Origin of the sequence: Pseudomonas sp. S32 (assembly GCF_016648095.1) — a bacterium.
Lineage (GTDB): Bacteria > Pseudomonadota > Gammaproteobacteria > Pseudomonadales > Pseudomonadaceae > Aquipseudomonas > Aquipseudomonas parafulva.
In genome coordinates this window covers 1-20,954 of sequence record NZ_JACVVF010000062.1, presented here as the reverse complement: position 1 = coordinate 20,954, position 20,954 = coordinate 1, and the positions used below count along the sequence as shown (strand labels likewise).

Annotated in this window: 11 protein-coding genes; 7 read left to right on the top strand and 4 right to left on the bottom strand. The window is 65.9% G+C overall.

Going from position 1 to position 20,954, the window contains the following annotated elements; translation table 11 throughout:
* Positions 1–143: 143 nt before the first annotated feature.
* A complete protein-coding gene (locus IAE38_RS21790) occupies positions 144–13,091 on the bottom strand; it encodes a non-ribosomal peptide synthetase (RefSeq protein ID WP_201219208.1) in 12,948 nt (4,315 codons plus the stop codon).
* A 302-nt stretch (positions 13,092–13,393) separates the two neighbouring features.
* Between IAE38_RS21790 and IAE38_RS21785 the strand changes: the two genes are divergently transcribed.
* Complete coding sequence (locus IAE38_RS21785; protein WP_028632181.1) at positions 13,394–13,924, top strand: RNA polymerase factor sigma-70; 531 nt, start codon at positions 13,394–13,396, stop codon at positions 13,922–13,924.
* 40 nt (positions 13,925–13,964) lie between these two features.
* Here the strand turns inward: IAE38_RS21785 and IAE38_RS21780 are convergent, their stop codons facing one another.
* A complete protein-coding gene (locus IAE38_RS21780) occupies positions 13,965–14,975 on the bottom strand; it encodes a GNAT family N-acetyltransferase (RefSeq protein WP_201219207.1) in 1,011 nt (336 codons plus the stop codon).
* A gap of 64 nt (positions 14,976–15,039) precedes the next feature.
* Positions 15,040–15,840, bottom strand: a complete 801-nt coding sequence (locus IAE38_RS21775) for a substrate-binding periplasmic protein (RefSeq protein WP_201165342.1) — start codon at positions 15,838–15,840, stop codon at positions 15,040–15,042.
* 171 nt (positions 15,841–16,011) lie between these two features.
* Between IAE38_RS21775 and IAE38_RS21770 the strand changes: the two genes are divergently transcribed.
* Both IAE38_RS21770 and ppnP read left to right on the top strand, forming a co-directional pair.
* Entirely contained in the window at positions 16,012–16,557 is a 546-nt protein-coding gene (locus tag IAE38_RS21770) for an exonuclease domain-containing protein (protein WP_028632178.1), read from the top strand.
* 91 nt (positions 16,558–16,648) lie between these two features.
* A complete protein-coding gene (ppnP, locus tag IAE38_RS21765; RefSeq protein WP_201219205.1) occupies positions 16,649–16,933 on the top strand; it encodes a pyrimidine/purine nucleoside phosphorylase in 285 nt (94 codons plus the stop codon).
* Positions 16,934–16,987: 54 nt separating this feature from the next.
* Here the strand turns inward: ppnP and IAE38_RS21760 are convergent, their stop codons facing one another.
* A complete protein-coding gene (locus IAE38_RS21760; protein ID WP_236404310.1) occupies positions 16,988–17,683 on the bottom strand; it encodes an alpha/beta family hydrolase in 696 nt (231 codons plus the stop codon).
* Between the two features lie 49 nt (positions 17,684–17,732).
* On the opposite strand from IAE38_RS21760, the gene ccoN reads away from it, so the two are divergent.
* Genes ccoN through ccoP form a run of 4 tightly spaced genes read left to right on the top strand, consistent with a single transcriptional unit; the run spans position 17,733 to position 20,914 of the window.
* Positions 17,733–19,157, top strand: coding sequence for a cytochrome-c oxidase, cbb3-type subunit I (gene ccoN / locus IAE38_RS21755; protein WP_028632175.1), 1,425 nt, complete (start codon positions 17,733–17,735; stop codon positions 19,155–19,157).
* Positions 19,158–19,170: 13 nt separating this feature from the next.
* On the top strand, positions 19,171–19,779 hold the full coding sequence (gene ccoO / locus IAE38_RS21750; protein ID WP_028632174.1) for a cytochrome-c oxidase, cbb3-type subunit II: 609 nt from the start codon (positions 19,171–19,173) through the stop codon (positions 19,777–19,779).
* Between the two features lie 5 nt (positions 19,780–19,784).
* Positions 19,785–19,988 carry a cbb3-type cytochrome oxidase subunit 3 gene (locus IAE38_RS21745; RefSeq protein ID WP_060483568.1) on the top strand — a complete coding sequence of 68 codons (204 nt, stop codon included), beginning with the start codon at positions 19,785–19,787 and terminating at the stop codon, positions 19,986–19,988.
* Entirely contained in the window at positions 19,985–20,914 is a 930-nt protein-coding gene (ccoP, locus tag IAE38_RS21740; protein ID WP_201165334.1) for a cytochrome-c oxidase, cbb3-type subunit III, read from the top strand. Before IAE38_RS21745 ends, ccoP begins: the two co-directional genes overlap by 4 nt.
* The last annotated feature ends 40 nt before the right edge of the window (positions 20,915–20,954 follow it).

Here is a 20,954-nt window from a genome sequence, read left to right as displayed (position 1 = left end):
CGAGCAAAGCTCGCGATGCGCCGCGCGGGCGGCGCTCGATCTCATAGGCGCTGCACCTGTAACGACGAACACCTCGCAGCCCTCACCCGATTCGATGCCGAGCCTGCATCCATCACGTCGCGCATCGCAAACAAGCTCCCCCCCTACAACCCCTCCAACTCCGCCATCAAATCACTCAGCCGATCAACCTTGTCCTCATCCAGCGCACTGCCCTGCAGCCCCTCCACATACACCGCCAGTTCCTCCACCGTGCTGCACTCGAACATCGCCCGTAGCGGCACGTTCAGTTGCAGCTGCTTCTGCACCCGGGAGGCGATCTGCGTGGCCAGCAGGGAATGCCCGCCCAGCTCGAAGAAGTTGTCGTGCACACCCACCCGCTCGGCCTTGAGTACATCGGCCCAGATGCCGGCCAGGGTCTCCTCCAGTGCGGTACGGGGTGGCTGGTAGGCCTGGCTGTGCTGGCCGCCGATTTCGATGGCTGGCAGGGCCTTGCGGTCCAGCTTGCCGTTGGCGTTGTGCGGCAAGCTGTCGAACCAGGCCCAGTGCAACGGCACCATGTATTCCGGCAGTTCCGCGCGCAGCCGTTGCTTGATCTGCTCCAGCAGTGCGCCATCCCCGGTCACACCCTGATGGGCCACCAGGTAGCCCACCAAGTGCTTGCCGTTGACACCCTCCTGCACCGCCACTGCGGCATCACGCAAGGATGCCTGTTCGTGCAGGCGCGCTTCGATTTCGCCCAGTTCGATGCGGTAACCGCGGATCTTCACCTGATGGTCGATACGCCCAACGTACTCCAGCACCCCGTCTGCACGCCGCCGCGCCAGGTCACCGGTGCGGTACAGCCGCTCACCCGGTGCCCCGTAGGGGTGCGGGATGAAGGCCAGGGCCGTGCGCACCGGGTCGCTGACGTAACCACGCCCCACACCGGTGCCGGCTACGCACAGTTCCCCCACCGCCCCCAGTGGCACCAGGGTCTGTTCGTCGCCAAACAGGTACAGACGGTTGTTGTCGGTCGGCGTGCCGATAGGCAGGTAGGTGCCACGGGTAGACGCGGCATCGACGCGGAAGAACGCCACGTCATCCGAACACTCAGCAGGGCCGTAGGCATTCACCAGCCCGATATGCGGGTAACGTTGCAGCCACTGCGCGGCCAGCTCCGGCGGCATGGCCTCGCCCGTCGGCAGCATCCAGCGTAGGCCGTCCAGGGCCTGGTGTTCGTTCGCCAACATGCCCTGGATCAGCGAAGGCACGCTCTCCAGCACCGTAATGCCGGTGGCTTGCACATGGGCCAAAAGGCCCTGGGGATCATGGGCAATGGCATTGGGCACGATCTGCACCGTGGCACCGAACAACGGGGCGGCGAGGAACTGCCACACCGAAATATCGAAGCTTTGCGACGCCGTCTGGGCGATCACGTCCCGCTGGCTCAGCTCAAGGTAAGGCACTTTGCTCAGCTGGTTGTTGAGCATGCCGCGCTGCTCCACCATCACACCCTTCGGCAGCCCGGTGGAGCCAGAGGTGTAGATGACGTAGGCCAGGTTGTCCGGCCCGCTGTAGATCCCCGGGTTATGACTGGCTACCTGGCTGGCCTGGATGTCCTCCCACACCAGCAACTGCACCTGCCCTTGCAGGCTGCCCAGCAATTGCCGGGCCTGTTCGGCACAGGCCGCTGTGCACACCAGCACCGGGGTGCTGCTGAGCGCGATGATGCCTTGCAGGCGTGCGCTTGGCAGGCCCGGGTCGAGCGGCAGGTAACCGGCACCCGCCTTGAAGCTGCCGACGATCATGCCCAGCAGCGGCAACCCGCGCTCGGCCAGCAGGGCCACCGGCTGGTCCAGCTGCACCCCGGCGGCAACCAGGGCGTGGCCCAGGCGGTTGGCCGCCAGGTTGAGCCCGGCGTAATCGTAGGAGGCCTCTTGGCAGCGGGCCACGGTACGCTGTGGGTGTGCGGCCACCTGGGCCTCGAACTGCGCGATGTAGCTGTGCTCCAGTGGGTAGTGGTGCGCAGTCCGGTTGCAGTCGTCCAGCAGGTAGCGCTGCTCTTCGGCGCCCAGCAGCGGCAGCTCGCTCACCTCACCGTCGAAGCCTTGCACCAGCGCCAGCAACAGGCGCTTGAACTCGGCCAGCAGGCGCTCGACCGTTGGGTAGTCGAAGTAACGCTGGTCGAACGACAGGTGCAGGCCCAGGTCGTCGCCGGGGTAGCACACCGCCGTCAGGGGGAAGTTGGTGTGGGTACGGCCCGAATCGGAGCTGGCATTCAGGTGCTGGGCGTGGTCGAGCACGGCGGTTTCCACCGGGGCGTTCTCGAACACGAACAGGCTGTCGAACAACGGCTGGCCCTTGGGCAGCTCGCTGCATTCCTGGATCGCCACCAGCGGCAGGTACTCGTATTCGCGCAGCTCCATGTTGCTTTGCAGCAGGCCCTGCAACCACTGGCGCACACTGCAGCGCTCACCCGGGAGCGGCAGGCACACCCGCAGGGCGACGCTGTTGATGAACAGGCCCACGGTGCGTTGCATCTGTGGCATGCTCACCGGCCGACCGGCAACGGTCACCCCGAAGGCTACGTCACGCTCGCCGCTGTAGCGTGCCAGCACCAGGGCCCAGGCCGCCTGGGCGAAGGTGTTGACGGTGAGCTGATGGGCCTGTGCCAGCTCACGCAGGCGCACACCCTCGCTGGCGTGCAGGCGGGTGTAGCAATCACCGACCACCATGCCGCTGCCGGCGTGGTCATGGCGCAGCGGGCGGTCGCTGGGGATGGCGGTTGCGCGCTCAAAGCCGGCCAAGTTGGCCTGCCACCAGGTGCGGGCATCCTCCAGGCCCTGGCGTTGCAGCCAGCCAATGTAGTCGCGATAGCGCGGTGGCACCGGCAACTGCGCCGGGCGGCCTTCGCCCAGCGCCTGGTAGACCTCGAAGAAGTCGTTCATCAACAGCGAGCGACACCAGGCATCGATGAGGATGTGGTGGTTGCTCATCATGAACCAGTAGCGCTCGTTCGCCACCCGCACCAGGCGCAGATGGAAGGGCGCTTCACGCAGCAGTTCGAAGCCGGCCTCGCGCTCCTGCTTGTGCAGTGCCTGCAGGCGGGCTTCCTGGGCGGTGTCGTCAAGGCCGCGCCAGTCCTGGTAATCCACGGGCAGGTTGCCCGGTTTATGGATGATCTGCAGCATGGCCTCGCCGCTGTTCCAGCTGAACGAAGCACGCAGCGCTTCGTGGCGCGCCACCACCGCCTGCCAGGCCTGGGCGAACCGCTGCGGGTCCAGGCCGCTGTTGATGCGGTAGCGGTCCTGCATGTAGTAAAGGCCGGTGCCGGGCTCCAGCAGGGTGTGCAGCAGCATGCCTTCCTGCATCGGGGTCAGGGGGTAGACGTCCTCGATCTGCGCAGCCGGTACCGGCAAGGCGTCGATCTGCTCCTGGGTCAGGTGCGCCAGGGGGAAGTCCGACGGGGTGAAGCTGCCATTGCCATCGACCAGGCAGTGGGCCACCAGTGCCAGCAGCTCCTGCCGATAGGCTTCGGCCAGGCAGGCGATGGTTGCAGGGTCATAGCGTTCGGCACTGAACGTCCAGCGCAGTTGCAGGGCGCCGCCATACACCTGCCCGTCCACGCTCAGCCAGTTGGGCAATGGCGCTTCCGGGTCATGGGCCTGGCCGGCCGGTGCCTGCAGTGGCTCGAACAGCGCCGCGCCGTCGAACTGCTGGTCGAACTGCCCCAGGTAGTTGAAGGTGATCCGCGCCTGCGGCAAGGCCGCCATCTGTTCACGCCCGGCCTCATCGCCCAGGTAACGCAGCACACCGTAGCCCAGGCCCTTGTGGGGCACCTGGCGCAGTTGCTCCTTGATACGCTTGATAGAACCGGCGCGCGCAGCGTCGTCATTTCCCGGCAACGGACGCAGGCTCAGCGGGTAGGCGTTGGTGAACCAGCCGACGCTGCGGGTCAGGTCCATGTCTTCGAACAGCCCGTCACGGCCATGGCCTTCGAGCTGCACCAGCACTTCCTGGTCGCCGCTCCAGCCGCACAGGGCCCGCGCCAGTGCCGTCAGCAGCAGGTCGTTGACCTGGGTGTGGTAGGCCGCCGGCGCTTGCTGCAGCAGTTGCCGGGTCTGCTCCACGTCAAGGCCGATGGCCAGGGTGTGGGCGTGGCGGTGCAGGTTGCCGCCCTGGGGGTGGTCGCAGGGCAGTTCGCGGCGCACGCCACCCAGTTGGCCTTGCCACCAGCCCAGCTCGTCGCGCAGCGAATCGCTGCCAGCGTAATTCGCTAGGCGGGCCGCCCAGTCGCCCTGGGTGTGGGTCTTGGCCGGCAGCGGCTGGTTGCGGTACAGCGCCTGCAGGTCTTCGAGCAATACCCGCCACGACACGCCGTCGACCACCAGGTGGTGGATGGCCAGCAACAAGCGCTGAGCACCCTGCCCGTCGCTGACCAGCAAGGCACGCAGCAACGGCCCGCGCTCCAGGTGCAGGCTGCGCTGCACGTCGGTGTACAGCGCCTGGCAGTCGGCAAAGTCCGCGACCGTGGCGGTCCACAGCAGTTGCTCAGCAGCAGGCGGGGCATACTCGGCCTGCACGCGGCCATGGGCCTGGACGAAGCGCAGGCGCAGGCTGTCGTGGTGCTGCACCAGGGCTTCCAGAGCCTGCCCCAGCACTGTTTCATCCAGCGGCTGACGCGCCTGCAGCAAGACGGCCTGGTTCCAGTGCTGCGGCTGCGGCACATCGCTGTCGAAGAACCAGTGCTGGATGGGTGTGAGGCCGGTCTGGCCCGTGCGCTGGCCCTGCTCGATGGCGCTGGCCGTATCGCTGCGCTGTACCACGGCGGCCAAGGTCTGGATGGTCTGGTGCTGGAACAGGTCACGCGGGCTGAACTGCAAACCGGCCTGACGGGCGCGGCTGACCACCTGGATCGACAGGATCGAGTCGCCACCCAGCTCGAAGAAGTTGTCGTTCACGCCCACCTGGGCAAGGTTGAGCACATCGGCCCACACCTGCGCCAGCTGCGCTTCCACTTCGTTACCCGGTGCCTGGTAGTGCTGGCGGGCCTGCTCCAGGTCCGGCAGGGGCAAGGCGCGGCGGTCGAGCTTGCCGTTACCCGTCAGCGGCAGGCTGCCGAGCAGCACCAGGTGCGCCGGGACCATATAGTCGGGCAGGTGCTGGCGGGCATCGGCCTTCAGCGCCTCGCGCAGCCGGGCCTGGGCCTCGCTGGTGGCGCTTGCCTGCTGGCACACCAGGTAGCCAACCAGTTGCCGGCCACCCGGCAAGTCCAGTGCCAGTACCACGGCCTCTTCCACATCGGCATGGGCCTGCAGGCGGCTTTCGATTTCACCCAGTTCGATACGGAAGCCGCGAATCTTCACCTGCTGGTCGGCACGGCCAACGTACTCCACCAGGCCATCCACGCCCAGGCGCACCAGGTCGCCCGTACGGTACAGGCGGCCACCTTCCGTGCTAAACGGGTCGGCGACAAAGCGCTCGGCGCTCAGGCCAGGGCGGTCGTGATAACCCTGGGCCAGGCCCGCCCCGCCCACATACAGCTCGCCTATGCCGCCTTGGGGCAACAGGGCCAGGTCTTCGTCCAGGATGTAAGCGGTGCGGTTACCAATGACGCGCCCGATCGGTACGCTGCCCAGGTCTGCCGCCAGCACCTCGGGCGCCAGGCAGGCCAGTGGCATGACCACGGTTTCGGTGGGGCCATAGGCGTTGAAGCACTGCTGCGGCGCGAAGGCCTGGCGGATGCGCTGCAGGTGCTCGCCGGTCAGCGCTTCACCCCCGGTGATCACCAGCCGTACCGGCAGTTGCTCGCCCTGCGCACCCAGATACTGGGCCAGCTGGCTGCCGTAGCTCGGGGTAAAGCCAAGAATGCTCACCTGCTGCTCGCGCACCAGCTGGCAGATCTCCTGCGCGCCCCACTGCCCCTGGGCCCGCAGCACCACGCGGGCCCCGCACAGCAGTGGCACCCACAGGCGCTCGCTGGCCGCATCGAAGTTGATCGAATAGAAGTGCAGTTCGCAGTCATCACTGCGCATGCCGAACGCGGCGATCACCGCCTGGCAGTGCATGGCGAACTCGCCATGGCTGACCACTACGCCCTTGGGCTTGCCGGTGGAGCCGGAGGTGTAGATCAGGTAGGCCTGGTGCTGCGGCAGGCTGACGTTATCCAGCGGCGCATCACTGAAGGCTGCCAGGCTGGCGGCATCGTCCTCGAGGCACCAGCGGGCGACGCCCTCCGGCAGGTCGCCCAATGTGGCCAACAACGCACGCTGACTGAGCAGCAGGCCGATGCGGCTGTCCTCGATCATGTAGCGCAGGCGGTCGAGCGGGTACTCCGGGTCGAGGGGTACGTAGGCGCCGCCGGCCTTGAGGATGGCCAACAGGCCAATGACCATTTCCAGCGAACGCTCCAGGGCCAGGCCCACACGTACCTGCGGCCCCACGCCGCGCTCGCGCAGGGCGCGAGCCAGGCGGTTGGCACGCTGGTCGAGTTCGGCGTAGCTCAGGTGCTGGCCGGCAAAGGTCAGGGCGCCCGCCTGGGGCGTGCGCGCAGCCTGGGCGGCGAACAGGCCGTGCAGGGTCTGGCCCAGGTTGAAGCCCTGCTCGCCCTGCAACTGCCCGGTCAGCGCCTGTTGCTCGGCGCTGGTCAGCATCGGCAATTGGCACAGGCGTTGTTGCGGGTCGTCGAGCAGGCCCACCAGCAACTGCTGCCAGTGCTCGGCCATGCGCGCAATGCGCGGCTCATCGAACAGGTCGCAGCTGTAGGTGAGGCAGCAGCCCAGACGGCCGTCGAGGTCAGTGACCTCCAGGTACAGGTCGAACTTGGTGGCACTGGCGTCGTTGACCAGGTAGTCCACCTGCATGCCGGCCAAGGTGCGGCTTTGCTGGAAGGCCCAGCGCTGCACGTTGCACATGACCTGGAACAACGGGTTGTAGGCGCTGCTGCGGGGCGGCTGCAAGGCCTCCACCAACTGGTCGAACGGCAGGTCCTGGTGCGACTGGCCCTCGATGGCGGCCTGGCGCACCTGCTCCAGCAGCGCACTGGCAGTCATCTGGCCATCCAGTTGGCAGCGCAGCACCTGGGTGTTGAGGAAGGCCCCGATCAGGCCTTCGCTTTCCGGGCGGATGCGGTTGGCCACCGGGGCACCGATGCGCAGGTCACGCTGGCCGCTGTAGCGGTGCAACAGGGCCGCCAGGGTGGCGGTCATGGTCATGAACAGGGTCAGGCCGCGCTGGGTATTGAAGGCATGTACGCGGCTTACCAGGGCCGGCGCCAGCTCGAAACGGTACAGCGCGCCCCGGTGGCTCTGCACGGCGGGCCGTGGGCGGTCGGCGGGCAGTGCCAGCACAGGGTGCTCGTCGCCCAGGCGCTGTTGCCAATAGGCGAGCTGACGGGCGCCCTCGCCGCTGTCCAGCCACTGGCGCTGCCACACGCTGTAGTCCAGGTACTGCACGGGCAGCGGTGCCAGTGGCGAGTCGCGGTCATCGACAAAGGCCTCGTACAGCTCGCCCAGTTCGCGGGCGAAGATGTCCATGGCCCAGCCTTCGGTGACGATGTGGTGCAGGGTGAGCACGAAGAAATGCTCACGCTCGCCGGCTTTCACCAGGCAGGCGCGTAGCAGCGGGCCGCGCTCCAGGTCGAACGGCTGGTGGGCCTGGTCATCGGCCAGTTGCTGCAGGCGTTGCTGGCAAGTGTCGGCGGGCAAGGCGCTGAAGTCCTGCCAGTGCAGCTGCAGGCGGGTGTCTGCCGCCACGCATTGGTAGGGCACGCCATCAATGCTGGGGAAGGTGGTACGCAAGGTTTCGTGGCGCACCAGCAGCGCCTGCAGCGCCCGTTCGAAAGCATCCACATGCAAGGTGCCGCGCAGGCGAGCCATGCCGCCGACGTTGTAGGCCGGGCTGCCCGGCTCCATCTGCCAGAGGAACCACATGCGCTGCTGGGAAGACGACAGCGGCACGGCCTGGTGGCGGTCCACACGGGCGATTTGCCCTTGCAGATTGCGTTCACCTGCTGCCTGGATACGCGCGATTTCGGCGCAGAACGCCCCCAGTTCGCTGGCGTCGAACAACGCCTTGAGCGGCAGTTCCACATCGCAGGCCTGGCGCGTGCGCGAGACGATCTGGGTGGCCAGCAGCGAGTGCCCGCCGAGGGCGAAGAAGTCGTCCTGCAGGCCAACGCGCGGCAGGTTCAGCACCTCGCGCCAGATGGCGGCGACTGTTTGCTGCAGCGCCGTCTGCGGCTCGACGTGTTCGCGCTGCTGCCACACCGGGGCCGGCAACGCCTTGCGGTCGACCTTGCCGCTAGGGCCCACGGGCATCTGCGCCAGGGGCACGAGCTGCGCCGGCACCATATAGGCGGGCAGTTGCGCTGCCAGCACGTTCAACAGGTCGGCTGGCTGCGCACTGCCGCTGTAGTAGCCCACCAGTTGCGCGCCTACGGCGTCCTGGTGAATGAGCACCAAGGCCTGCTCGACGCCGGCCTGCGCCAGCAGGCACGCCTGCACTTCCTCAGGCTCCACGCGGAAACCCCGCACCTTTACCTGGTGGTCCAGGCGGCCGAGGTATTCCAGCGCTTCGAGCTGCGGCTGCCAGCGGGCGCGGTCACCGCTGCGGTACAGCCGCTCGCCATGGCCATCGGGCTGGGGCACGAAGCGCTCGGCGGTCAGGCCTGGGCGGTTCAGGTAGCCACGGGCCAGGCCCGCGCCACCGAGGTACAGCTCACCCGGCACGCCGGGGGTGGTCAGTTCGAGTTCGTCGTCCAGTACCCGGCACTGCACATTGCCCAGCGGGCGACCGATGGGCGAGCGGTCGCCATCGGCCATTTGGCAGTGCCAGTGGGTGACGTTGATGGCGGTTTCGGTCGGGCCGTAGCGGTTGTGCAGTTGCACCTGCGGCAGCACCTGCAGCACGCGGTCACGCAATGCGGCGGGCAACGCTTCACCACCGGAGAACACCCGGCGCAGGCTGGTGCAGCCGGCCGCCTCGGGCTCCTGGGCAAACACCTGCAGCAGGGGCGGTACGAAGTGCAGCGTGGTCACAGCATGGGCCTGGACCAGGGCAGCGATGCGCTGCGGGTCGCGGTGCTCACCGGGGCCGGCGAGCACCAGCCGGCAACCGGTGACCAGCGGCCAGAAGCACTCCCACACCGACACGTCGAAGCTGATCGGTGCTTTTTGCAGAAGCACGTCGCTGTCGTCCAGGCCGTAGGTAGCCTGCATCCACTTCAGCCGCTCGGCCAGCGCCCCATGGGTATTGCCCACGCCTTTGGGCTGGCCGGTGGAGCCGGAGGTGTAGATCACATAGGCCAGGTTGTCGGCTTCCAGGTGCAGGCCCGGGGCCTGGCTGGGCCAACTGTCGAGGTGCAGTTGATCAAGCGCGATCACACTCACGCCGTCGACCTGGGGCAGGTTGTGCAGTGTATTGCTGTGGCTGAGCAGCAGGCTGGCCTGGCAATCCCTGAGCATGTAGGCCAGGCGTTCGGCCGGGTAATCCACATCCAGCGGCACATAGGCACCACCGGCCTTGATAATGGCCAGCAGACCCACCAGCAACTGCGGCGAGCGCTCCACGGCAATGGCCACGCACGTATCGGGGCCCACACCCTTGTCGCGCAGGTAATGGGCCAGGCGGTTAGCCTGCTGGTGCAGTTCGGCATAGCCGAGGCTGCCCCCCTCCCAGGCCAGCGCCACGCGCTGCGGGTGAAGCCGGGCCTGCTCGTTGAGCTGCTCCACCAGCAGGCGCTGGGGCGCAGGTGCCGGGGCCTGGCCCCAGCCCAGCAACTGCGCACGGGCCGCCTCGCTCAACAGCTGCACGTCGCCCACCGGGCGTTGCGGGTTGGCGCACACCTGCTCGAACAGGGCCAGCAAATGCTCGGCCAAACGCTGGACAGTGCTGGCCTCGAACAGCTCGCTGGCATAGTCGAACGCCAGGCTCAGGCGGCCCTGGTGGTCTTCCTCGCTGTGCAGCTGCAGGTCGAACTTGGCTTCACGGCTGTGCCAGGGCAGTTCCTCGGCCAGCAGCCCGGGCAGGCGGCGCAAGGCCGACAGGTCGCGTTGCTGGTGGTTGAACATGACCTGGAACAGGCCCAGCTCGCGGGCATCGGGCAACGCCTCCAGCAGCTGTTCGAACGGCAGGTCCTGGTTGGCCTGGGCCTCGACGCTGGCCTGGCGCACCTGGGCCAGCAACTGGGTGAACGGCAACCGCCCATCGACGTGCGCACGCAGTACCTGGGTGTTGATGAAGAACCCCACCAACCCCTGGGTTTCCAGGCGCGGGCGGTTGGCGTTGGGGATGCCTACGCGGATGTCAGCCTGGCCGCTGTAGCGGTACAGCAACGCCTGCCAGCCCGCGAGCAGCACCATGAACAGGCTGGCCTGCTGCTCACTGGCCAGGCGCTTGAGGGCTTCGGTGAGGCGCGTGGGCACCTTGACCTGCAAGCGCGCGGCAAGGTGCTCACGCTGGCGGCTGCGGGGGTGATCGGTGCACAGGTCCAGCGCGGGCAATTCGCCTGCCAGGTGCGCCTGCCAGTACGCCAGCTGGCGCTCGGCCACACCGCTGGCCAGCCACGCTCGCTGCCAGGTGCCATAGTCGGCATAGCCCAGGGTCAGCGGCGCCAGCTTGGCCTCCAGGCCCTGGCAACTGGCCGCGTACAAGCGGGCCAGTTCGTCCAGCAGAATGTTCAGCGACCAGCCGTCAGCGACGATGTGGTGCAGGGTTACCCAGAGCTGGTGGTGTTCATCGTCCAGACGCGCCAGGGTGATGCGCAGCAGCGGGCCCTGGGTCAGGTCGAACGGCTGGCGGGCTTCGGTTTCACGCTGCTGGGTGACCTGATCGCCAGGCAGCCCATCAAGGTCAAGGTGCTGCAGGGTCAGCGGCTGGGCGGGCAGGATGTGCTGCAGCGGCTGGCCGCCTGCCTCGCTGAATACCGTGCGCAGGGACTCGTGGCGTTCCACCAGCGCCTGCAGTGCAGCCTGCAGTGCGTGCTCATCGAGCTCGCCCCGCAGCACCAGCCCGGCCGGAATGTTGTAGGCCGCCGACTGGGGTTGCAGTTGCCACAGCAGCCACAGGCGGTTCTGGGCCAGCGACTGGGGCAGCGGTTGTTCACGTTGCACTGTGCCGATGGCAGCCGCCTGGGGCAGCCCTTGCGCGACAATAGCTGCCACTGCGCGGGTGTAATCGGCCAGCACCGGCGCCTCGAACAGGGTACGAAGGCTCAGGTCGATGCCCAGCTCGTCGGCCAGCCGTGCAGTGGCCTGGGTGGCGGCGATGGAGTTGCCGCCCAGCAGCAGGAAGTGGTCGTCGGCGGCCGCCGTCTCGACGTTGAGAACGTCCCGCCAGACCTGGGCGATACGCGCTTGCAGGGCATCGCCGCTCAGGGTTGTGCCGGCCTCTGAACGCTGCTGCGGGAAGCGGGCGTAGCAATCCAGGCTGCCCTCCTCCATGCGCAGGCGGCAGGCTGAGCGTTGCAGCTTGCCACTGGAGGTCTTGGGCAGCGCCCCAGGGTTCAGCAGCAGCACCACGGCAGGTGCCTGACGGCAGGCATCGGCGATCACCTGGCGCAGGGTGGTGATCAGCGCCTGGGGGTCTATCGCCTTCTGCACATTGCGGCTGACCTCCACCGCCACACCAATGCCCTCTTCGCCCTGGTGCTCCACGCCGAACACCGCCACCCGGCCTTTGCGCAGCCCCTGAACCTCCTGTTCCAGGGTTTTTTCCAGGTCTTGCGGGTACAGGTTCTGACCGCGCACGATCAGCATGTCCTTCAGGCGACCGGTCACGAACACCTCACCGTCACGCATGAAGCCCAGGTCGCCGGTACGCAGCCAGCGCTGGCCACCCTGCTCGACGAAGGTGCGGGCGGTCGCCTCAGGGTTGCGCCAGTACCCCAGGGCGATACTCGGCCCTGCCGCCCAGATTTCACCCACCTGGTTGTCGGCCAGTACCTGCAGGTGCTGGGGCTCGACAATGCGCACGGCATGCCCGGGCTGCGGCCAGCCGCAACTCATCAGCACGCTGCCTTCGCCAGGCTCGGCGCGGTGTTCGGCGAAAGCCTGGGCGTCCAGTTCCAGCGCCGCGATGCCTTGGCCACGGCGGCTGCCGCTGACAAACAGGGTGGCTTCGGCCAGGCCATAGCTGGCAAAGAAACTTTGCGGGTCGAAACCACAGGCCTGGAAGCGCTCGGCGAAGGTGGCCAGGCTGTCCTGGCGGATCGGTTCGGAACCCGAATACGCCACGCGCCAGCGGCTGAGGTCGAGCCCTTCGAGGGCGCTTTCGCTGACCCGCTCGCTGCACAACCGGTAGGCGAAGTCGGGGCCCCCGCTGATGGTGCCGCCGTATTCGCTGATTGCCTGTAGCCAGCGCAGGGGGCGTGCCAGGAAGTAGCCCGGCGACATCAGCACACACGGCACGCCGCTGAAAATCGGCTGCAGCAGCCCGCCAATCAGGCCCATGTCGTGGTAAAGCGGCAACCAGCTGACGATCACATCATCGGGGTTGAGGTCGATGCCGAAACCACAGCGGATCAGTTGTTCGTTGGCCACCAGGTTGCCGTGGCTGACCTGCACGCCCTTGGGCAGCGCAGTGGAGCCAGAGGTGTACTGCAGGAAGGCGATGTCGTCGGCCTTGAGCACGGGTTCGCGCCACGCATCCGCCAGTGCCAGGTCAAGGCCATCGACGGCCAGCAGCTCAGGGGCATCAGCTGCTGAGAGCGCGTCCAGGCCCTGCAGGCTGCCGTACAAGGCATCGACGGTCAGCAGCAGCCGCGGCTGTGCGTCGGCGATGATCGACAGCAACCGCTGCTGGTGGTGCTGGCGGGCCGATTCTGGCGGGTAGGCAGGCACGGCGATGATGCCGGCGTACAGGCAGCCGAAGAACGCCGCAACGTAGTCTGGCCCGCTGGGGAACAGCAGCACCGCGCGCTCGCCATGGCCGGCCCGCGCCTGCAGGGCGGCAGCGATGGCGCGGGCGCGCTGGTCGAGGTCCCGGTAACTGAGCACGGCCTGCTCGCCCGGCGTGTCGGCCAGAAAGCGCAAGGCGACTTGGTCCGGGCTGAGCGCGGCACGCTGCGTCAGGGCCTGGACCAGCGTGAGCGGGAGTTCGAAGGCATGCGTCATGGGTGTTCCTGCCAGTGTCTGGGTGGGCGGGCCGGTTGCACCGCCACCAGGGCGGGCAGCATGGGCGGCCGGGGATGTACACAGGGGAACGGATAGGCAGGGGCAGAAATTAGCGGGTGTTGCCCTGTATGCGGGCCTGAGGACGCGCCCCTCAGGCAGGACCTGGCTTAGAACTGAAAAATACAGATACTAATTTCGTTTCGTATTTGACAATCATTATCATTCTGAATAGCTTGTCGCACGTCTTAGGACGCATCTGAAGTTTCAGTGCGCCCTTTCCCTTCTGTGACAAGGTGATTTCCATGGCGGAACAACTATCCACAAGTAAGTGCGATTCACCATTACTCCAGGCCTTCGTCGACAACCGCAACATCCTGCTGAAGATTGCTGCACGCATTACCGGCTGCCGGTCACGCGCCGAAGACGTGGTACAGGACGCGTTTTTCAGGCTTGGCAGCGCGCCACAGATCACCTCCTCGTTCAAGGCGCAGCTCAGCTACCTGTTCCAGATCGTGCGCAACCTGGCCATTGACCATTACCGCAAGCAGGCAATGGAGCTGAGGTATTCCGGCAGCGAGGAAGAGGGCCTGAACGTGGTCATCCAGAATGCCTCGCCCGAAGCTACCCATATCAACCGGGCAGCGCTCGACGACATCGCCCAGGCCTTGAACGAGCTGCCCCAACGCACCCGCTATGCGTTCGAGATGTACCGCCTGCACGGTGTGCCGCAGAAGGACATCGCCAAGGAGCTGGGCGTCTCCCCTACCCTGGTCAATTTCATGATTCGCGACGCGTTGGTGCATTGCCGTAAAACGGCCAGCCGGCAAGGTTGAACGGGCGCCGCGCAGCGCATTGCGCTGCGCGCCCGCTCACTCAAACCAGGTCACAACGCTCAAAAAAACGCTCCCGCCCCAGAATCATCAGCGCGGCGCGCTTGTGCGGGAAGTCGAATTCCTTGTCGCAGTGGAAGCACTGGTCATGCATGTAGCCAATCATCCTGGCATTGTCGGCACGCGGCTCGGCCACTACCCGCTGGGTGCGGGGGTCGTCCAGGAACAGGTAGTGCACCAGCGCCGATAGCCAGCTGGCTACCTTGTGCGGGCCGCGGTGGCGCTGTTCGCCCACCAGCATGTGGATACCGCGGTCGTAGTCATCGGCCGGGTAGAACGGCGCGATGCGGTCTTCCTTGGCCCAATAGGCTTCGAAGTAAGCGAACGGCTCGTCGTCGAAGCAGCCGATCAGCGTCAAGGTATGCGGGTCGGCGTCCAGCTTGCCCAGGTATTCGCGGTGCTGCGCCAGCGTGCCGCCTTCCTGCCAGAACGCCTCTACCCGCGGGTCGTTCTGCCAGCGGTTGAAGCGCTCCAGGTCGTGCTCGATTTCCAGGGTACGCAACGACACCCAACTGCCCAGCCGCGCATCGAAGCGCCGGTACACTTCCCCCCGCGGCTTAGGCGCGCGCTGGGGGTGGCGCCTGCCATCGGTGATGCGCATCTGCTGCGGGTACACCGGCGCCACCGACTCGCCCAGCCATGGCTGCGGCAATTGCCAGAACATCCCGCGCTCGCACACATAGTGGCCCGGCTGCTCTTCGCGCAACAGGCCGCTGGCAAGGGCCTGCACGGGCACTTCGGGGATCTGCCAGGCCAGCCGCTGGCAAGCCGGGTTGCGTGACAGCAACCAGTAGCATGCGGCCCACAGCGCCTGGTAGGGCCGTTCGGTGCATGCGTGTTCCAGCTGAACGGCAAGCGGCTCACCAAGCTGCACACGCAACTGGATCAATGGCCGCCCCTGTAAGGACAGGCTCAACCGGTTATCCCCCTCCTGGCCATCAAGGCTGCGCCAACGGGGGGGTGACAAAGGCTGCGAAATGGCATCGAAAGGCATGGGCGTAGCTCGCTGAAGTGGAAAAGTGGGCTCACAGTCGAGAACGAGGGCGCCAAAGCCGAATTTAGTGCAGTTCGGGCGTGAGCTGTATGCCGTAGGGCTCGAAGATGCGGCCCAGTTGGCCATTGTCGCGCAGCACCTGCAGCAGCCCGGCAAACGATTGCGCCGGTATCGGCGCGCCGGGGCGCAGCAGCGCATAGTGGTGGTAAAGCTGGTCGATGCGCTGCGAAGGCAGCAGTTGCGCGCGGCTGGCCGGGTTGCGGGCGATGAAGTCGTTGAAGAACGAGCGGGTTACCAGGGCAATGTCGGCCCGCCCCGCCTGCACCATCAGCAGGTTGCTGTCATGGGAGTAGGTGAGCGTGGCATTGAACGCATTGCGCAGGTAGCCGGGGTCGGGGTTAAACCCGGCGAATGCGTAGTGGTAGCCGTTGAACAAGGCCAGGCGTTTGCCCCGCAGGTCGTCGAAATAGCCAGGGCTTTGCGCGCTGCTGGTGCGGGCAACGAACACCTCCGCGTCTTCCAGGCCCATGTCCACGGCCTGGTGCGGCACCTGTGCCCAGCCCCATTGCGGGTTTTCGAAAATGGCCATGTCGGTGCGGCCCTGCTTGAGGTCGCTGAAGCGGCGCTGCACGGAGGTGGGCACCAGCACGAACCGATAGCCAGGCTGCAGGCGGTTGAGGGCGTCGATCAGTTGCACCAGCAGGCCGGCACCGGCGCCCTGCTCGGGGCGCACGGTATAAGGGGGAAAATGCGCAGCCCCGACCCTGACCTCGACCTGCTCGGCAGCCCATGCCGGTGCCGCCAGCCAGAACGCGGCAAACAGCAGCAAGGTCGACAGGGCCTTAAGGCCGGGCGCTGGAGTCAAGACGGACACTCATCACGTTGGATGCCTGGGTATGCCTAAGCTAGGCGCTTTCCAGGGGCGGCACAACTGCCGAAACCTGACCTTTATGCCAAAGCAGGCGGCAAAATGCCAGGGGGTGCCTGAACGCCGGACTTTGGCTACGCTCTAGCAGGATCTGCAAGGGAGCCTGGTATGGGCCATTGGTTGGTGATCGACCTGGAAGCGACGACAGACGACGGCGGCTGGCCAGTCGCAGACATGGAAGTGATTGAAATCGGCGCAAGCCTGGTGACCCGTGAAGGCCGTGAGGTGGACCACTTCCAGCGCTTCGTGCGGCCCCGGCGCAGGCCGCAGCTGACACCGTTCTGCCGGCAGCTGACCCACATCAGCCAGGCCAACGTGGACACGGCGGCACCGTTCACCGAAGTATGGGCAAGCTTCGAGCGCTGGCTGGGGCATCACCGCGAGCAATTGCAGGCGTGGGTGAGCTGGGGTGACTACGACCGCCAGCAACTGGCCCAGGAGTGGCAGCAGCACGGCCTCGACAGCCTGTTGCGCGCCCTGCCGCACATCAACCTCAAGCAGCGCTTTGCCAAGGCCCGCCACCTGCAACGGCCCACGGGGCTCAACAGCGCGTTGCAGATGGCGGGCATGCACTTTTGCGGGCAGCAGCACCGGGCCCTGGAAGATGCGCGCAACACCGCGCGGCTGCTGCCGTTGAGCCTGCCAGCCGGTTGACCTGCGCTGCCGTTCAAAGCAGATGACGGGGCCTTTGGCCTTGGGCATACTGGCCAGCCTTTTTGCCCTCTTCTTTTTTCTGGAGTCGCCCATGTTCAAGGTCAACGAGTACTTCAACGGCACCGTCAAGTCGATCGCCTTCACGGGCGAGGAAGGCCCGGCCACCGTTGGGGTGATGGCGGCAGGCGAATACGAATTCGGTACGGCCAAGCGCGAAATCATGCACGTGGTGTCGGGCGCACTCACGGTCAAGCTGCCAGGCAGTGACAGCTGGGAAACCTTCAAGGCGGGCGACAAGTTCAATGTGCCGGCAGACAGCAAGTTCCAGTTGAAGGTAGCGGTAGATAGCGCTTACCTATGTGAATACCGCGACTGATTCAGCGCGTTCGCGGGGGCCTGCTGCGCAGGCCATCGCGACCTCCGGTCGCCCCTAGGGGCGGATCAGGAATTCTGCGGTTAGCCGGGCGGCGGCCTGCAGGTGCTGGTCGTGACTGAAACCTGAGGCGCGCAGGGGTTTCAGGTCGTGATCGGCAGCGGTCAGCCAGCTGACCTCGATGGCGGGCGATAACCTGTAACCGGCCACCGCCTCCCGGTTACCCAGCGCGTCCCGCTCGCCCTGCACGATCAGGGTCGGCGTCTTCAATGCGGCCAGGTGCTCCACCCGCGGCTTCTCCGGTTTACCCGCCGCATAGAACGGGTAACCCAGGCACACCACCCCATCTGCACCCAGTTCATCGGCCACCAGGCTGGCCATGCGCCCGCCCATGGACTTGCCGCCAATGGCCAATGTGCCTGTGACTAATGGTCGCACCTGCGCATACACCTCACGCCAGCAATCAAGCAATACCTGTTGCGGGTTGGGCGGGCGCTTGCTGCCGCCCTGGCGCCGCTGCGCCATGTAGGGGAACTCGAAGCGCACTACCGCTACCCCAAGCGCCGCAAGCCTTTGCGCCATTTCGTCCATGAACCCGCTGTCCATCGGTGCGCCTGCACCGTGGGCAAGGATCAGGCAAGCCCGGTACCTGCCACTGCCCTGCAGCTGTGCAGGATCGCAGCGCAAGCCTGGGACATTTCCGACCTTCGCCCATTGATCCCCGTCAATGCAGGCATTTTGCCCATTAATCATGCTTGCCTCGCTGTATAGCCTGCCAATAACCGTGGATGGGAACCCATACATGAACACAACCAGCAGTACCGCCTATAACTACAAGGTGGTCCGCCAATTCGCCATCATGACGGTGGTTTGGGGAATCGTCGGGATGGGGCTCGGCGTCTTCATCGCCGCCCAGCTCGCCTGGCCTTTCTTCAACTTCGACCTCCCCTGGACCAGCTTCGGCCGCCTGCGCCCACTGCATACCAATGCGGTGATCTTCGCCTTCGGTGGCTGCGCCCTGTTCGCTACGTCGTATTATTCGGTGCAACGCACCTGCCAGACCACCCTGTTTTCACCGCGACTGGCGGCGTTCACGTTCTGGGGCTGGCAACTGGTGATCCTGCTGGCGGCCATCAGCCTGCCGCTGGGCTACACCAGTTCCAAGGAATACGCTGAACTGGAATGGCCGATCGACATCCTGATCACCATTGTCTGGGTTGCCTACGCCATCGTGTTCTTCGGCACGCTGATGAAGCGCACCACCAAGCACATCTACGTGGGCAACTGGTTCTTCGGTGCGTTCATTCTCACCGTTGCCATTCTGCACATCGTCAACAACCTGGAACTGCCGGTCAGCCTGACCAAGTCCTACTCCGTGTATGCCGGGGCCACCGATGCCATGGTGCAGTGGTGGTACGGCCACAACGCGGTGGGCTTCTTCCTGACCGCAGGCTTCCTGGGCATGATGTATTACTACGTGCCCAAGCAGGCCGAGCGCCCGGTGTATTCCTACCGCTTGTCCATCGTGCACTTCTGGGCGCTGATCACCTTGTACATCTGGGCCGGCCCACACCACCTGCACTACACCGCCCTGCCCGACTGGGCACAGTCGCTGGGCATGGTGATGTCGCTGATCCTGCTGGCACCCAGCTGGGGTGGCATGATCAACGGCATGATGACCCTGTCGGGCGCCTGGCACAAACTGCGCAGCGACCCGATCCTGCGCTTCCTGGTGGTGTCGCTGGCGTTCTACGGCATGTCCACCTTCGAAGGCCCGATGATGGCCATCAAGACGGTCAACGCCCTGTCCCACTACACCGACTGGACCATCGGCCACGTACACGCCGGCGCCCTCGGCTGGGTAGCGATGATCTCCATCGGCGCGATGTACCACACCATCCCGAAAGTGTTCGGCAAAGAGCGCATGTACAGCATCGGCCTGATCAACGCGCACTTCTGGCTGGCCACCATCGGCACCGTGCTCTACATCGCCTCGATGTGGGTCAACGGCATCGCCCAGGGCCTGATGTGGCGCGCAGTCAACAGCGACGGCACGCTCACCTACTCGTTCGTGGAAACCCTGGTGGCCAGCCACCCAGGCTTCATCGTGCGTTTCGTCGGTGGTGCGATCTTCCTCAGCGGCATGTTCCTGATGGCCTGGAACACCTGGCGTACCGTGCGTTCGCCGGCGCTGGATACCGCCCCTGCGAATGCCCAGCTGGCTTGAGGAGACCTGCCTGATGAAACATGAAGTCATCGAGAAAAACGTTGGCCTGCTGGCCCTGCTGATGGTGTTCGCCGTCAGTATCGGCGGGCTTACCCAGATCGTCCCGCTGTTCTTCCAGGACGTCACCAACAAGCCGGTGGAAGGCATGAAGCCCTACACCGCCCTGCAGCTCGAAGGCCGCGACATCTACATCCGCGAGGGCTGTGTTGGTTGCCACTCGCAGATGATCCGCCCGTTCCGCGCCGAAACCGAACGCTATGGCCATTACTCGGTAGCCGGTGAAAGCGTATGGGACCACCCGTTCCTGTGGGGCTCCAAGCGTACCGGGCCGGACCTGGCCCGCGTCGGCGGCCGCTACTCGGACGACTGGCACCGGGCGCACCTGTACAACCCGCGCAACGTGGTGCCGGAATCGAAGATGCCGGCCTACCCGTGGCTGGTTGCCCAGCAGGTCGACAACAGCCACACCGATACCAAGATGCGCACCCTGCGCACCCTCGGCGTGCCCTACACAGACGACGACATCGCCGGCGCCCGCGAAGCGGTCAAGGGCAAGACCGAGATGGACGCCCTGGTCGCCTACCTGCAGGTGCTCGGCACCGCGATCAAGAACAAGAGGTAAGTGCGATGGAAATGGATATCGGCATGATCCGTGGCCTGGGCACCCTGGTGGTGATGATCGCCTTCATCGGCCTGAGCCTGTGGGTGTTCAACCGCAACCGCGACCGTGACTTCGCCGAGGCGCGCCTGCTGCCCTTCGTCGATGACGGCGTGCCTGCGGGCAGCCAGGAACCTGCAAAACGTGCAGCTGTGAGGAGCAAAGCGCAATGACCGCCTTCTGGAGTACCTATATCAGCGTACTGACCATCGGCAGCCTGATCGGCCTGACCTGGCTGCTGCTCGGGACCCGCAAGGGCCAGAGCAGCGAGACCACCGACCAGACCATGGGGCACAGCTTCGATGGCATCGAGGAATACGACAACCCGCTGCCCAAATGGTGGTTCTGGCTGTTCGTCGGCACCTTGGTGTTCGGCGCCGGCTACCTGGTGCTGTACCCAGGCCTGGGCAACTGGAAAGGCATCCTGCCTGGCTATGAAGATGGCTGGACCGGTGTGAACGAGTGGCAGAAGGAGATGGACAAGGCTGACGCCAAGTTCGGCCCGATCTTCGCCAAGTATGCCGCCATGCCCGTGGAGGAAGTGGCCAAGGACCCGCAGGCACTGAAAATGGGCAGCCGCCTGTTCGCCTCCAACTGCTCGGTGTGCCATGGCTCCGACGCCAAGGGTGCCTATGGCTTCCCCAACCTGACCGACAAGGACTGGCGCTGGGGCGGCGAGCCGGAAACCATCAAGGCGTCGATCATGAATGGCCGCCACGGCGTGATGCCGGCCTGGGCTGAAGTGATCGGTGAGCAGGGCGTGGCGGATGTGGCTGCGTTCGTGCTGACCAACCTCGATGGCCGCAGCCTGCCGGAAGGCGTCAAGGCCGACGCTGCCAAGGGTAAGGAAATCTTTGCCGGCAACTGCGTGGCCTGCCACGGGCCTGAAGGCAAGGGCACCCCGGTCATGGGCGCGCCAGACCTGACCCACCCACAGGCGTTCATCTACGGCTCAAGCTTCGCCCAGTTGCAGCAGACCATCCGCTACGGCCGCCAAGGCCAGATGCCAGCCCAGGCTGACATCCAGGGCAACGACAAGGTCCACCTGCTGGCCGCCTACGTCTACAGCTTGTCCCAAGGCGAAACCGCCGCCCAGTAACCCTCCCCTCGCTCCGCCGGCCCCCCGCCTCGGCCGGCAG

Coding starts and splice junctions, on each gene's coding strand:
- ccoO (WP_028632174.1), top strand. CDS start 19,171: ATGAAACATGAAGTCATCGAGAAAAACGTTGGCCTGCTGGCCCTGCTG.
- ccoP (WP_201165334.1), top strand. CDS start 19,985: ATGACCGCCTTCTGGAGTACCTATATCAGCGTACTGACCATCGGCAGC.
- IAE38_RS21785 (WP_028632181.1), top strand. CDS start 13,394: ATGGCGGAACAACTATCCACAAGTAAGTGCGATTCACCATTACTCCAG.
- ppnP (WP_201219205.1), top strand. CDS start 16,649: ATGTTCAAGGTCAACGAGTACTTCAACGGCACCGTCAAGTCGATCGCC.
- IAE38_RS21770 (WP_028632178.1), top strand. CDS start 16,012: ATGGGCCATTGGTTGGTGATCGACCTGGAAGCGACGACAGACGACGGC.
- IAE38_RS21745 (WP_060483568.1), top strand. CDS start 19,785: ATGGAAATGGATATCGGCATGATCCGTGGCCTGGGCACCCTGGTGGTG.
- IAE38_RS21790 (WP_201219208.1), bottom strand. CDS start 13,091: ATGACGCATGCCTTCGAACTCCCGCTCACGCTGGTCCAGGCCCTGACG.
- IAE38_RS21760 (WP_236404310.1), bottom strand. CDS start 17,683: ATGATTAATGGGCAAAATGCCTGCATTGACGGGGATCAATGGGCGAAG.
- IAE38_RS21780 (WP_201219207.1), bottom strand. CDS start 14,975: ATGCCTTTCGATGCCATTTCGCAGCCTTTGTCACCCCCCCGTTGGCGC.
- ccoN (WP_028632175.1), top strand. CDS start 17,733: ATGAACACAACCAGCAGTACCGCCTATAACTACAAGGTGGTCCGCCAA.